The 13,308-nt window shown below is 64.1% G+C and carries 12 protein-coding genes; 5 read left to right on the top strand and 7 right to left on the bottom strand.

The window, feature by feature from the left end:
• Nucleotides 1–3 precede the first annotated feature (3 nt).
• From AB0I57_RS01200 to AB0I57_RS01190, 3 genes are all read right to left on the bottom strand, one after another.
• Nucleotides 4–918 carry a diacylglycerol kinase gene (locus AB0I57_RS01200; protein ID WP_358328678.1) on the bottom strand — a complete coding sequence of 305 codons (915 nt, stop codon included), beginning with the start codon at nt 916–918 and terminating at the stop codon, nt 4–6.
• On the bottom strand, nt 915–2,498 hold the full coding sequence (locus AB0I57_RS01195) for an FAD-binding oxidoreductase (protein ID WP_358333005.1): 1,584 nt from the start codon (nt 2,496–2,498) through the stop codon (nt 915–917). The genes AB0I57_RS01200 and AB0I57_RS01195 overlap by 4 nt, the downstream gene beginning before the upstream one ends.
• Nucleotides 2,499–2,590: 92 nt before the next feature.
• The gene (locus AB0I57_RS01190; RefSeq protein ID WP_358328676.1) at nt 2,591–3,859 is read right to left on the bottom strand and encodes an MFS transporter; all 1,269 of its coding nucleotides are present in this window, start codon (nt 3,857–3,859) and stop codon (nt 2,591–2,593) included.
• A gap of 140 nt (nt 3,860–3,999) precedes the next feature.
• Between AB0I57_RS01190 and ilvD the strand changes: the two genes are divergently transcribed.
• Entirely contained in the window at nt 4,000–5,703 is a 1,704-nt protein-coding gene (gene ilvD, locus AB0I57_RS01185; protein WP_358328673.1) for a dihydroxy-acid dehydratase, read from the top strand.
• Between the two features lie 154 nt (nt 5,704–5,857).
• Complete coding sequence (locus tag AB0I57_RS01180; RefSeq protein ID WP_358328670.1) at nt 5,858–6,640, top strand: GNAT family N-acetyltransferase; 783 nt, start codon at nt 5,858–5,860, stop codon at nt 6,638–6,640.
• 92 nt (nt 6,641–6,732) lie between these two features.
• On the opposite strand, the gene AB0I57_RS01175 is transcribed toward AB0I57_RS01180, so the two are convergent.
• Both AB0I57_RS01175 and AB0I57_RS01170 read right to left on the bottom strand, forming a co-directional pair.
• Nucleotides 6,733–7,386, bottom strand: a complete 654-nt coding sequence (locus AB0I57_RS01175; protein ID WP_358328667.1) for a serine protease — start codon at nt 7,384–7,386, stop codon at nt 6,733–6,735.
• Between the two features lie 121 nt (nt 7,387–7,507).
• Nucleotides 7,508–8,200, bottom strand: coding sequence for a DUF6319 family protein (locus AB0I57_RS01170; RefSeq protein ID WP_358328664.1), 693 nt, complete (start codon nt 8,198–8,200; stop codon nt 7,508–7,510).
• A gap of 239 nt (nt 8,201–8,439) precedes the next feature.
• Here AB0I57_RS01170 and AB0I57_RS01165 point away from each other — a divergent pair, with 239 nt between their 5' ends.
• Both AB0I57_RS01165 and AB0I57_RS01160 read left to right on the top strand, forming a co-directional pair.
• Nucleotides 8,440–9,336, top strand: a complete 897-nt coding sequence (locus AB0I57_RS01165; protein ID WP_358328661.1) for a diiron oxygenase — start codon at nt 8,440–8,442, stop codon at nt 9,334–9,336.
• Nucleotides 9,337–9,399: 63 nt separating this feature from the next.
• Nucleotides 9,400–9,942 (top strand): gamma carbonic anhydrase family protein, encoded by a 543-nt coding sequence (locus AB0I57_RS01160; RefSeq protein ID WP_358328659.1) that lies wholly within the window; start codon nt 9,400–9,402, stop codon nt 9,940–9,942.
• A 72-nt stretch (nt 9,943–10,014) separates the two neighbouring features.
• On the opposite strand, the gene AB0I57_RS01155 is transcribed toward AB0I57_RS01160, so the two are convergent.
• On the bottom strand, nt 10,015–10,473 hold the full coding sequence (locus tag AB0I57_RS01155) for a carboxymuconolactone decarboxylase family protein (protein ID WP_358328656.1): 459 nt from the start codon (nt 10,471–10,473) through the stop codon (nt 10,015–10,017).
• A gap of 50 nt (nt 10,474–10,523) precedes the next feature.
• On the opposite strand from AB0I57_RS01155, the gene AB0I57_RS01150 reads away from it, so the two are divergent.
• Nucleotides 10,524–11,945 carry a PLP-dependent aminotransferase family protein gene (locus AB0I57_RS01150; RefSeq protein ID WP_358328654.1) on the top strand — a complete coding sequence of 474 codons (1,422 nt, stop codon included), beginning with the start codon at nt 10,524–10,526 and terminating at the stop codon, nt 11,943–11,945.
• On the opposite strand, the gene AB0I57_RS01145 is transcribed toward AB0I57_RS01150, so the two are convergent.
• Nucleotides 11,942–13,120 (bottom strand): acyl-CoA dehydrogenase family protein, encoded by a 1,179-nt coding sequence (locus AB0I57_RS01145; RefSeq protein ID WP_358328651.1) that lies wholly within the window; start codon nt 13,118–13,120, stop codon nt 11,942–11,944. The two genes, AB0I57_RS01150 and AB0I57_RS01145, sit on opposite strands and share 4 nt — an antisense overlap.
• Nucleotides 13,121–13,308: the final 188 nt, after the last annotated feature.

Below are 13,308 nucleotides of genomic sequence, written 5' to 3'. Positions count from 1 at the left end.
AACTCAGGCGGGCACGTGGCTCAGGATGTGCAACGCCGACGGGACCGCCTCGATCGTCACCGGAAGAGGCCCGACCCTGTCACCGTCCGCATAGGCGGTGATTCCTTCGCACTGCAGCCGCACGCTGCGCGAACGGTAGGTACGCACGTCGGGCAGGTCCACATGCGTGCCCTTGTACACCCGCGGGAACAGCCGAACCAGCCTCGATCGACGACCGTGCTCGACGACCGTCACATCGAGCAGACCGTCGGTCTTGTCCGCCTTCGGGCAGATCTGCATCCCGCCACCGTACGAACGGCCGTTGCCGACCGCGACGAGCGTCGCGTCGACCTTCACCTTCTCGTCATCGAGTTCGACGGTGTAGCGCAGGGGCTTGAGCCGCGTGAGTTCCACAAGCATCGCCAGGTTGTACCGCATCGGCCCCTTCGGCCACGACATCCGGTTCGCCCGATCCGTGCACAGTGAATCGAACCCGCTGGCGATGATGGTGCCCGCCCACACGATCGACCCGTCGTCGAGCGTGATCCGAGCGAGGTCGGATTCTTGCACCTCGCCGTCTACGACCACATCCGCCGCCGCGACAGGGTCACCGACCGGGATGCCGAACTCGCGGGCATGGTCGTTGCCGGTACCCGCCGGGATCAGCCCGATCGGCACCCCGGACTGTGCAGCTGCCTGCAACCCGATGCTGATCGCACCGTCTCCGCCTACCACGACGAGGGCGTCGGTGCCCTCTTCGATGGCCCGCTCGGCCAGCTTGCGGGCGTGATCGGCGTCCGTCCCGATGATCTCGGTGACGGCAACTCCCCGCTCACGCAGGCGTGCGACCGCCTTGCGACCCGCAGCCGGTCCGTTGCCGTGCCCGGAAAGCGGGTTGATCAGGACGGTGACCTTCTCGATCGCCTTCTGTGTGCTCACGGAATCAACTTGCCCGGGTTGAGGATTCCGGCGGGATCGACGGCGTTCTTGACCGCACGCAGGACCGTCACGCCCAGGTCGCCGACCTCGTCCCGCATCCATGGCCGGTGATCGACGCCGACGGCATGGTGGTGCGTGATGGTTCCACCGGCGGCAATGATCGCGTCACCGGCGGCGGCCTTGGCCTTGCTCCACTGGTCGATCGGGTCGTCGTTCTGTGCGCACACGATGGTGAAGTACAGCGACGCGCCAGTCGCGTAGGTGTGCGAGATGTGGCACAGCACCAGCGGCGGGGTTCCCTGCGCGGACAACGACTCGGTCAGCCCCTTCGTGACTGCGGCACGCAAATTCGCGAGGTTGCCCCAGGTGGTGGCCGTCTCGAGGGTCTCACACAGCGCGCCGGCATCGAGCAGTGCGTCGCGGAGGTAGGGGGCGTCGTAACGGCCGTGTTCCCAACCCTGCCCGGGCTCCTCACCGAGTGAGGTCGCGCCGTTGGCCTCCAGGACGGCACGAGCCTCGGCCACCCGCTCCGCGGTGTGTTCGGCGGTGCCCTCGAACGTGGTGATTGCCAGGCATCCGCCGGTTACGGTCTCCTCGCCGATTTTTTCGGTGGTCGCGAGGTTGACTCCCGTTTCGGCCTCGTCGGACAGCCGCAGCACGGTCGGAACCGCGCCTGCGCGCCGCAGTGCACGAAATGCTGCCGCACCGGTCTCGAAATCAGGGAAGCGCCACCCCTCCCGGACGACGGCCTCCGGAACCGGATGCACCTGCACACGGACCTGGGTGATGATGCCGAAGGTTCCCTCCGAGCCGACGAACAACTCGCCGAGATCCGGACCCGCCGCGGACGCAGGCGCGCGCCCGGTGTCCAGGATGCCCGCCGGGGTGATCACCCGCAGGCCCTGCACCATGTCTTCGAACCGGCCGTAACCTGCGGAGGCCTGCCCCGAGGAGCGGGTTGCCGCGAAGCCGCCGATGGTGGCGAACATGAAGCTCTGCGGGAAATGCCCGAGCGAGAAGCCACGTTCACCGAGCAACTCCTCAGCGCGCGGACCGGTCACGCCCGCACCCAGGGTCGCGATGCCCGAGTCGGTGTCGAGGTCGATCAGCGAGTCGAACCGCCGCAGGTCCACCGAGACCACCGCGTCGAATCGGTCGCGCACCGGGTCCAGCCCACCGACGACACTGGTGCCGCCGCCGAACGGCACGACCGCGATCGAGTTCTCAGCACAGAATGCCAAGATCTCGGTAATTTCGTCCTCGGTGCCCGGGACGACGACGACGTCGGGTGCGTTCTGCTGATCGGTGCTGCGGCGCCGCAGCATGTCGAGAGTGCTCTTGCCGCCAGCCCGCAGCAGACGGTCGTTGTGGGCGGTGCTGCAGAACTGCTCACCGACGATCGCGGCGAGACCTGCGAGCTGCCCCTCGGACACCGCACTCGGGGCCAGGATCACATCTTCTTCGGCCATGCGTTCGGGCGTCTGTCGAATCTTGACGCCGAGGGCCTGCTGCAGCAGGCCCTTGATGCCGTCCGAGAGGGTCTTGCTCTTCTCCGGCGCGCCCCAGGCATCCCACTTCATCGGGGGTACCGTCAGGACGGCTTGATCTTCCGGTCGCTCATTGCTCATGCGGAGTAGTGTTACACATCGTGCAAGAGTGTAACTAGGCCCGTCTAACGACCACTTCGCTCTCGCCACACCTGACGGATCGGCCTCAGCACCAGTCCCATCTGCTTGCGCGTCTTCCTCCGTGTCACGAGCACCCCCAAGATCGCAACGCCCCAGACCGGGTATTGCACGAGCCAAGCCACCCGGAAAGCGTCGAACGAGTATCCGCCCATTGCGTTGAGAATGATTCCCATCGCCTGGATCACCAGCAACGAAGCCAAGAACCCACCGATGTTGACCATTCCCTGCGCGGTTCCCATGCTGGTGCTGGGATTGAACATGCGGGCATAGTCGAATCCGATCATCGACCCGGGGCCGCCCACCGAGACAACCACCACAAGGATCACCAGCAACCAACTCGGTGCCGGACCCGGCAGAGCCAGCACGATGGTCCACATCAGCGCGTTGCTGATGATGATGGACAGCACCAGATACGAGCGGCGCATGGGAAAGCGGCCGCTGAGGATGCCGATGACCGGCCCGGCGACAATCGCCGAGATAACCGACAACGTCAGCAGCGAACCCGCCTCTGCGGGCGACAGTCCTTGTGCCGACCTGAGGTAAGGGATGCCCCAGAGCAGGGCGAAGGTCGTCATCGAGAACTGCGTCCCCATGTGGGTGAAGAACCCGAGTCTGGTGCCATGACGCCCCCACACCACCCGGATCTGTTTTCCCACCTCCCGCAGCCCCGCGGGGGCCGCGACCGGCTCGAGTCCGGGCGGAGCGTTGCGGATGACAGCCAGGCCCAGCACGAACGCCAGCATCCCCATCGCCGCTGCGCTTCCGTACGCGAAACTCCATCCCGGCCCATTCAGCAGCAGCATCAGAGGCAACGCCGACAGGATCTGGCCGAGTTGCCCGAAAATTCCGGTCAACTGCGACACGACGGGGACCCGGCGCGACTCGAACCACTGCGGCACCAGACGCAATACCGAGATGAAGGTCAGGGCATCGCCGACACCGACGAGGACACGGGCGGCGTAGGCCAGCGGCAACGATTCGGTGACCGCGAGCATCATTTGTGCCGACGCCATGATCAGCGCACCCGTGGCAATCATGGCGCGCGAACCGTAGCGATCCAACAACGCGCCTGCCGGGATCTGCATACCTGCGTACACCACGATCTGCAGGACTACGAAACCCGACAGCACGCTCGGATTGATCAAGAATCGTTCGGTTGCCGCCAGCCCGGACACCCCGAACGAGGTGCGTTGCAGGACGGCCACGACATACGCCGAAACACCGACACCCCACACCAACCACGCTCTGCTCATCGCAGAACAAATTACCCCCCGGTAGATGTTTCCGCTGGTCGAGAGCCTTACCGGTATTTTTCCCACGTCCGCCGACCGAGCACGGGCGCCGAGGTTCCTTCATCTGGCCGGTGCAGAGATTCATGCATAGGCTGAGGCGCATGACTTCCATCACAAATCCGGATCTGAAGCCCCGCAGCCGCGACGTCACCGACGGCCTCGAGAAGACCGCTGCGCGCGGAATGCTCCGCGCCGTCGGCATGGGCGACGAGGACTGGGAAAAGCCGCAGATCGGCGTTGCCTCGTCTTGGAACGAGATAACTCCCTGCAACCTATCCCTGGACCGGCTCGCGAAGGCCGTCAAAGACGGTATCCACGCGGCCGGCGGCTACCCGCTCGAGTTCGGCACAATTTCCGTCTCCGACGGCATCTCGATGGGCCACGAGGGAATGCACTTCTCACTGGTATCGCGAGAAGTGATCGCCGACAGCGTGGAGACGGTGATGCAAGCCGAGCGCCTCGACGGGTCTGTGATGCTGGCTGGCTGCGACAAGTCGCTACCCGGCATGCTCATGGCGGCGGCTCGCCTCGACCTCGCGAACGTGTTCCTCTATGCGGGTTCGATCCTGCCTGGGGTCGCGAAGTTGTCCGACGGCACCCAGCGCGAAGTCACCATCATCGATGCGTTCGAAGCGGTCGGCGCCTGCTCCCGCGGTCTGATGAGTCGCGAGGACGTCGACGCCATCGAGCGTGCGATCTGTCCCGGTGAGGGCGCGTGTGGCGGGATGTATACGGCGAACACAATGGCCAGCGCCGCCGAGGCACTCGGGATGTCGCTACCGGGCAGCGCGTCCCCACCCGCAACCGATCGCCGCCGCGACGGATTCGCGAGGCGCAGCGGCGCAGCGGTGGTGGAACTGCTCCGCCGTGGTATCACCGCCCGGGACATCCTGACCAGGGAAGCGTTCGAGAACGCCATCGCCGTGGTCATGGCGTTCGGCGGATCCACCAACGCTGTCCTGCACTTGCTGGGCATCGCCCACGAAGCCAACGTGAAGCTGACACTCGACGACTTCGCGCGGGTTGGTGCCCGCGTCCCACACTTGGCGGACGTCAAACCGTTCGGCAAGCACGTGATGCAGGACGTCGACCACATCGGCGGCGTCCCCGTCGTCATGAGAGCTCTACTCGACGCCGGGCTGCTGCACGGCGACTGCCTCACCGTCACCGGCAAGACCATGGCCGAGAACCTCTCGGAAATCGCACCTCCCGACCCGGACGGCAAGGTGCTGCGCGCGATGAACTCTCCGATCCACCCCACCGGGGGAATCTCGATCCTGAAAGGTTCCCTCGCCCCGGGTGGCGCCGTCGTCAAGTCCGCCGGCTTCGATTCCGACGTCTTCACCGGAACCGCCCGCGTCTTCGATGGCGAACGGGCCGCCATGGATGCGCTGGAGAACGGAACCATCACCAACGGTGATGTCGTCGTGATCCGCTACGAAGGGCCCAAAGGTGGTCCGGGAATGCGCGAGATGCTCGCGATCACCGCGGCAATCAAGGGCGCCGGACTCGGCAAGGACGTGCTCCTACTCACCGACGGGCGTTTCTCCGGTGGCACCACCGGCCTGTGCGTCGGGCACGTCGCACCGGAGGCCGTCGACGCAGGCCCGATCGCATTCGTACGGGACGGGGATCAGATCCGGTTGGACGTCGGCAAGGCCACACTGGACCTGCTCGTCGACGAACAGGAACTCACCGCCCGTAAGAACGGATGGGAGCCCCTGGCCCCTCGCTACACCCGCGGAGTCCTCGCCAAGTACACGAAACTTGTCGGCTCCGCCTCGGAGGGCGCAGTCTGCGATTGACCATCCAATGGCATCTTCTCGAATTGACACGCAGATTCGGTTGCGCCCCTGCGGTTTCGGTATTTTACCCTGAGATCGCCGGGGCGTTCTCCGCCGACGGGACAGCCTCAAAACAGGGATGCCCGAACATACCGGCGTGGGTATGGTTCGAGGAGTGTTTGCTCAGATCCTGGAAGCGATGGAAGCCAACTGCGCGTCGCACGCCAGTCATCTTCATTCCGTGATAGAGGGTGCGCGGGTGCTCGACAGCGGGGATGTCGTCATAGCTGACAGCGGGCTCTCCGACGACACCTTCAATCTCGTTTGCCGTGCACGATTCACCGACGACACCGCCCGTGAACGGGTCGCCGATGTCATTTCCGAGACCACGGCGACGAAGCGACCGTTTTCCTGGTGGGTGGCTCCGACCTCGACACCTGCGAACCTCGGTGCGATCCTGCTCGATGACGGGCTGTCGGAATCGGAGTCCGAAGAAGCGATGGTCGCGGACCTCGAAAATTTACCGCTGCCACGGCTTCCTGAAGATCTGGCGATCGTCACCGTCGAATCTGCCGAGCAGTTGTCCGACTATGCCTCGCTGATGTCGCGCAACTGGACTCCCCCATCTCCTGCCGTTGTCGCGTTCTACGAGATGGCCGCTGCGGCCGTCCTGGACAGCGACTGCGCGAGTCGATTCGTTGTCGGATACGTCGGAGAGAAACCCGTCGCGGGGGCTGAGATTCATTTCAACTCAGAGGTCGCTGGGCTGTATGGGGTAGTCACTCTGGAAGCTCATCGGAGGAAGCGCTTCGGGACCGCAGTGACGTTGGCCGCCTTGGACTTGGCCAGGGCGGCGGGCGTGCCGCGCGCAGTCCTTCAAGCCTCGTCCGACGGCGCCCGGGTGTACAAGAAGATCGGTTTCACCACGATCGGCACCTACACCGAGTACGCAATGTGAGATCGCGGCCTGAAAGGGTTCGACGGCACACAAGCCGGTGACAACCTTGGCTGACCCGTTGCACAGCACCCGCCGTGCAACGGGTCGCGATCCTAGATGGGCTGGAAGCCTGCTCCTGGACCACCGTTGGAGTTCATGTCACTGACGATCGCGCTCATGGTGGTACCGATCTCCGGGCCGATGCAAGGTGCCGCCAGGTACGCATTGACCATAGCCACCAGCGTCGTGCCGACCACCATCGGAGCACCGGAGTCGCCCTCGATCACGCAGGCCTGCGTCCATGTTTCGTGAGTCTGCAAGAGGTCGCCGTAGACGACACCGCAAGTGTTACCCGTAGTCCGGCCCTCCTTGCAGGCGATCTGAGGGAAGGACGCTGGTCCACCGATCCCGGTGATGGTGACGCCGCCAATCTTGTTGACCGGGGTGACCTTCGCGGGGTCGAACTCGATCACCGCATAGTCGAGGGAGTGATTGGCCACGACGAAGCGGCCGACGACACCGGCGTCCGGATTCGCTTCCGATACAACTTGCGAACCCACCTCACCACAGTGCCCCGCTGTCAGACCGACGAGCCGACCCGAGTTGTCATGTCCGATAGTGGTGACCGAACAGAGCAGTTCGTTATCCACCACGATCCCCGAACCGCCCCCGATAACAGCGGCCGGAGCTGCTGCAGAGGACCCTACTGCGACGAAACCGAGAATTCCCGCCGCCACTGCGACAACCGCTGCTAGTCGTTTCAACATATTCAAACCTTCCAGGAATGAGCCCTGACGGCCGCGTGCCTCCCTCTCAGAATCCCACCCTACGCAAGGCTGGTGCGGCGGAATGGCGATGTAGAATCCGCGCCCCGTGACCGTCCCGTGATCATTCGCCGACGCCAAGCGCCGCCAGCGCTTTTCGCGCGTCCTCGAGTTGCCTGCTCAACTCGTCCACACGGGCTGCGGCGAGGTTGCGTGCCGAAGCGATGACGGACTCGACTGCCTCGATTGCCGATTCCTCACCGAGCTCTCGAACAGCGCGCTCGACAGCATCGGGCGAGACGGGGATCGCCTTGCCGGGCTTCTTTGCCCCGGTCCCGACCGTGACGCTCCACTCGTTGTCGGTATCGGCCTGGATCGTCACACTCAGGCCGGCGGGCGCCTTCTTGGCTGTGCGCCGCGATGGTGCCGCAGAGGCGTTCGATGTGGCGACCGGTTTGGCTGCGGCAGCCTTGCCTGTGGGAGTTTTCGGAGCAACGGGGGGGCCGGGTTCGATGCCCTGATGCACGACCGGCTCTGCCGGGGCTACTGGTTTGGGCGCGGGGGGTCGCGTCATCAAGAGCTCCTCTGTTTCGAATGGGAGCTCGTCGTCCACTCCCTTGGGGCGAATCAGCAGCGTATTTCCTTGCACAGAGATCACTTTCGCCGAGGTTCCAACCTCGAGCCCGAGACTGGGCATTGCCTCACGCAGGTACACGGTCGCCCGTTTACCTTCCTCGATCGCGGCAGTGAGAGCCTCGAGATTCTCCGCGGTCAGGTGATCCGGTGCGGCAGCATCGGAACGTGTAAGGGCCGGCATGCGCAGTCCTTTCTGGGTTGTCTGTCGATTGCGCTCGTGAGCCCCGCAACTCTTGCACACGGTGCCGACGTTTCCGGCGCTGCCCGTCCACCGCCTGGGTGCTACGCCGCGGCGGCTCGAGGCCGAACCTTGCCGTTACGACCGCCGTCACAGTATCGTTGGGTGTCGGTTACTTGATGTCACATCTACTGGCCGGCGCCGATCATTGGGCAGCACCGATCATTGATCGAGAGGTAGTCATGAAAACACCGGTTGAAGTCTCGGATCGGGAAGAGACCGCCAGCCGACTGCTGGAATCGTCGGCCCGCAAGTCCTACGACCCGATGGTCGAGGTCGACTGGGAAGCGCCCATTCCCGCCGACAAATTCGGCCTCACGCCCGAGTGGAGCACACTCTATGGCACCGCATTGTGGGACGAGATGACCGACGAGAAGAAGGTCGAACTCACCAAGCACGAGGCTGCCAGCATCGCGAGTGTCGGACTGTGGTTCGAAATCCTGCTGATGCAGATGCTCCTGAAGGACATCTACGGCCAGGACAAGCATTCGCGACACGTCCAGTTCGCCCTCACCGAGGTGGCCGACGAGTGCCGCCATTCCGTGATGTTCGCGCGCGCCGGAGAGCGATTGGGCATGCCGAGTTACGGCCCCCACCCAGTGATCCACAAGTTCGGACGCATCTTTGGCAGCACCTACAGGGGCGCCAACGCTTACGCCGGCGTGATGGCGGCCGAGGAGATCCTCGACATGATGCAGCGCGATTTCATGAAGGACGAGCGCGTTCAGCCCCTCACGCGCACAGTCAGCAAGATCCACGTTCTCGAAGAGGCCCGACACATCCGCTTCGCGCGCGAGGAAGTCGCCCGCCGGCTCGAGAGCGCCGGGTGGTTCAGACTCCAGTACGAACGGATCAGCACGGCTGCAAGCGTGTACATCATCATGAAGAGCTTGGTCCGCAAAGGGGTCTACGAGAACGTCGGCCTCGACCCCAAGCGTGCCAAGGCCGAAGCCAAGCGAAACCGGCACTACAAGGACACCGTCCGCACGTCCGGGTCCAAGCTGATGCAGTTCCTCGACAGCGTAGGCCTCGTCGGCGGCCCAACGAAACACATCTACAAGAGGGTCAACCTCCTCTGAGTCGCGTCAGAATGACTCCAACCCGATGTAGCTGAGACTCGGCTGCCCGAAGGAGGGAACTCTGTGAGAGAACCACATGTCGCTGCAATAAACGGCAACTCGCCGCAGATCGACGAAACCGCGTGGATAGCACCCACTGCCGCGGTGCTCGGTGCCACGACAATCGGTGCGGAGGCCAGCGTCTGGTACAGCGCGGTTCTGCGCGCCGACTGCGATTCCATCACTCTTGGTGCGGGAAGCAACATCCAGGACGGAGTGACTGTGCACACCGATCCGGGGTTCCCCGTTGCGATCGGCCGCAATGTCAGCGTCGGTCACAACGCCGTAGTGCACGGGTGCACGGTAGAGGACGGCGCTCTCGTTGGCATGGGAGCGACGATTATCAACGGCGCAGTCATCGGCGAAGGGTCTCTGATCGCGGCGGGCGCACTGGTTCTCGAGGGTCAGAAGATTCCTCCGCGTTCGCTCGTTGCGGGAGTACCGGCGAAAGTACGTCGGGAGTTGACCGACGACGAGGTATCCCGCAACGCTGCGAACGCGGCTATGTATCGCCAACTGGCGCAGCAGCATCGGTCAGCGAAGATCACCACCTTCTCCGCTCCCTGACCGGATGCCACTGCTTTCTCAGTCGATTCACGCGCTAGGCGAGCGGCGCAGTCGCGGCAACTGCGCCGATGCCTAACGCGCCTGTGGGGACATGCGCGTGGTCACAGCGATACGATTCCACGCGTTGATCGTGACCACCAGCGAGATGAGCTGGGCCAACTCCGTCTCGTCGAAATGTTCCTCGGCCTCCTGGTACACCGAGTCGGGAACGAATCCGTCGGTCAAGACGGTGATCGCTTCGGCGAGCGCGAACGCTGCCCGTTCCCTGTCCGTGTAGAGACCCTGCGCCTCCTCCCAGGCATTGAGCAGGTACAACTTCTGCTCACTGACGCCGATCTTGCGTGCGTCGGCAGTATGCATGTCGATGCAAAACGCACAATGATTGATCTGCGAGCAGCGGGTGAGGATCAACTCGACCAGTTCCGGCTCCAAGCCCTGCCGCGCGGCAGAATCGAGCGTGAACATTGCCTTGTAGAAAGCCGGAGCGTTGTGTGCGAGATTGATGCGGGCCTTGCGCTCTGTTGTGGTCATACCCAGAACGGTAGGCGCAAAATTGTCCAACTTCATGGTTCAATTCGATCATGAAACCTTGGGCCAATTCTGGGCTCGGACGCGACCTCCACCTCGATCTGACCGCGTCCGGCTCCCTTTCACGCGGTCTGCGAGCACGGCTGGTTTCCGCACTGCGCGAATCGATTCGGTCGGGCCGGCTCGGCGCCGACACCACTCTGCCTGCATCGCGCACGCTTGCCGTGGACCTCGGAATCGCCCGCAACACCGTCGCCGAGGCATATGCCGAGCTCGTAGCCGAGGGCTGGCTCACCGCTCGGCAGGGATCTGGAACCCGAGTCGCCGACCGCACAGGCGAGCCTCCGCACCGACCACGTCCCCACATCACCTCCTCACTGCCGTCCTCCTCACCCACTCCAGCGCTGAGCCTGGTACCCGGTTCACCCGATGTCGGCGAATTTCCCCGCACCGCTTGGCTTGCATCCGCCCGACGCGCACTCACGGCGGCACCCAACGAGGCGTTTGGACACGGTGATCCGCGGGGCCGAATCGAACTACGGCGCGCCCTGGCCGAATATCTCTCGCGCGCGAGAGGAGTACGAGCCGATCCCGAGCAAATCGTCGTCAGCGCGAGTTCAGGACACGGTTTATGGTTGCTCGCCCGCTCCCTGGAGGGAACGTTCGCGGTCGAGGGGTACGGGCTACATCTGCATCGCGAACTCCTCCACGATGCCGACGTCGTCACCACCCCGATGGAACTCGATACCCTCGGCGCGCAACCCCCCGACATCAGCGGCAGGCACCTTTCGGCAGCTCTGCTCACCCCGGCACATCAATTCCCGATGGGCGGCCCGCTCCACCCCAGCAGGAGAACGGCTTTCGTGGAATGGGCGCGTACTACCGGTGGGATCGTGATCGAAGACGACTACGACGGGGAATTTCGCTACGATCGCCAACCCGTCGGTGCCCTACAAGGCCTGGCACCCGACCAAGTGGTTTACCTCGGAACCGCGACCAAGACGCTCTCCCCCGCGATCCGGGTGGGATGGATGGTGATGCCTGAACATCTGATCGACGGCATCCTCGCCGTCAAGGGCATCTACGAGAGATGGGTAAGTGCCACAGATCAACTCACGTTGGCAGACTTCATCGAGAGCGGCGCGTTCGACCGGCACATCCGCAGAATGCGTACCTCGTATCGCCGCAGACGCGACGCCCTGGTCGCGACCCTCGCCGAACGGGCACCACACGTCAAGGTCACCGGGATCGCAGCGGGTCTGCACGCTGTCCTCGAACTACCTGCAGGGACGGAATCGGCCACGGTCGATCGGGCCACCGCACTCGGAGTCGAGGTCATGGGCCTGAGTACCTTCCGACACCCGGATGCGGTCGAGAATCAGGTCGACGGTCTAGTCGTCGGCTACAGCACACCGTCGTCGGCCCGGTTCGAAGCCACGATCAACGCTCTGTGCCAGGCACTTCCCGCCCCCTAGATCATGGCCCGCATCATTCCTCGTGGTTCGACCCCCAGTTGGGTGAGAGCGCTCGCGTGGTTGGTCGGGCCAGGCACATGGACCGCGTGAGCCAGACCTGCGTGTGCGTCACGCCAGAACCGCTGCATCGGCGTGCTGTAACGCAGCGCGCCACCTCCTGCGCGCGTGAAGATCTCATCCACCGCACGCACCGCACGCCACGCGGCGGCGATCTGGGTTCGCCTGCCGATCGCACGCTCCTCGAAGGTGATCTCCTTGCCTGCGTCAAGCTTGTCGTAGAAGCGTTCCGCGGTTTCGATGAGGGATACGCGCGAGGCATTGATCTCGGCGGCCGACTCCCCGAGCGCACTCAGCATGTACGGATCTTCCTTGATCTTCTGGCCGGTGATGGCCACGCGATCCTTCTGCACAGCGATGTGGCACGCGAGCGCACCCTCAGCGATCCCTATGACGGCGGCCGTAATACCCAGCGGAAAAATGCACGAGTACGGCATGTTGAACAGCGGTTCGGACCTCCCCGCCTCCTTCTGAGCGCGTCCGTCCATGACCTTCGCCGCGTCCAGCGTCCGGTGACTCGGGATGAAGGCGCCGTCGACGATCAGATCCTTGCTCCCCGTTCCGCGCAGGCCGATCACGTCCCATGAATCCTCGACGATCTCGTAGTCGGTACGGGGCAGGATCACGTGCAGAGATGACGGTGGCATCGCGACGCCGCCCTCACCGTCGCCGACCATCGCCCCTAGGAAAGCCCACTGACAGTGATCCGTGCCGGATGAGAAGGACCATCGCCCCGACAGGAGGTAGCCACCGTCGACTGGGGTCGCGATACCCATCGGTGCATACGGCGACGCCACCCAAGTGTCGTAGTCCTCACCCCAGATCTCCTGCTGAATCTTCGGATCCGCGAAGGCCAGTTCCCATGGGTGTACACCGACGATCCCGGTGACCCACCCGCTCGCACCGTCCAGCGCTGCGATACCCATGACGGTTTCAGCGAACTCGCGAGGATGCGCCTCGTGGCCTCCGTAGAGCTTGGGCTGCAACAGTCGGATCGCACCGGAGTCGCGCAGAAGTCCGGCGGCGGTATCGGTGAGCCTGCATCCGGCTTCGGATGCGACTGCCTGGCCACGAATCTCGTCGGCGACTGCCTCGATCCTGTCGAGAACCTGACCCATAGGGACTCCCCCTCCAACCGTAAGTGGAACACGTTCTAGTCAATATAGCCCCGGAGGGAGCGATCACGATCAGGAAACCAGTGAGTATCGAGGCCCCCTCGTCCCACGCCGTACCCAACGCAAGGGCACATTGCGCGCGATCGCACTACTCGACATCGAGTCGTGACTTGATGGGAGTCCGCACCAAC

The sequence above is a fragment of the Rhodococcus sp. NPDC049939 genome (assembly GCF_040656415.1).
Lineage (GTDB): Bacteria > Actinomycetota > Actinomycetes > Mycobacteriales > Mycobacteriaceae > Rhodococcus_F.
The sequence above is the reverse complement of the archived record's forward strand: the minus strand, read 5'-3'. Positions and strand labels throughout refer to the sequence as shown.

What these genes read in the sequence shown, in the direction of transcription:
- AB0I57_RS01190 (WP_358328676.1), bottom strand. Translation starts at nt 3,859, where the DNA reads ATGAGCAGAGCGTGGTTGGTGTGGGGTGTCGGTGTTTCGGCGTATGTC.
- ilvD (WP_358328673.1), top strand. Translation starts at nt 4,000, where the DNA reads ATGACTTCCATCACAAATCCGGATCTGAAGCCCCGCAGCCGCGACGTC.
- AB0I57_RS01155 (WP_358328656.1), bottom strand. Translation starts at nt 10,473, where the DNA reads ATGACCACAACAGAGCGCAAGGCCCGCATCAATCTCGCACACAACGCT.
- AB0I57_RS01175 (WP_358328667.1), bottom strand. Translation starts at nt 7,386, where the DNA reads ATGTTGAAACGACTAGCAGCGGTTGTCGCAGTGGCGGCGGGAATTCTC.
- AB0I57_RS01170 (WP_358328664.1), bottom strand. Translation starts at nt 8,200, where the DNA reads ATGCCGGCCCTTACACGTTCCGATGCTGCCGCACCGGATCACCTGACC.
- AB0I57_RS01165 (WP_358328661.1), top strand. Translation starts at nt 8,440, where the DNA reads ATGAAAACACCGGTTGAAGTCTCGGATCGGGAAGAGACCGCCAGCCGA.
- AB0I57_RS01195 (WP_358333005.1), bottom strand. Translation starts at nt 2,498, where the DNA reads ATGAAGTGGGATGCCTGGGGCGCGCCGGAGAAGAGCAAGACCCTCTCG.
- AB0I57_RS01150 (WP_358328654.1), top strand. Translation starts at nt 10,524, where the DNA reads ATGAAACCTTGGGCCAATTCTGGGCTCGGACGCGACCTCCACCTCGAT.
- AB0I57_RS01145 (WP_358328651.1), bottom strand. Translation starts at nt 13,120, where the DNA reads ATGGGTCAGGTTCTCGACAGGATCGAGGCAGTCGCCGACGAGATTCGT.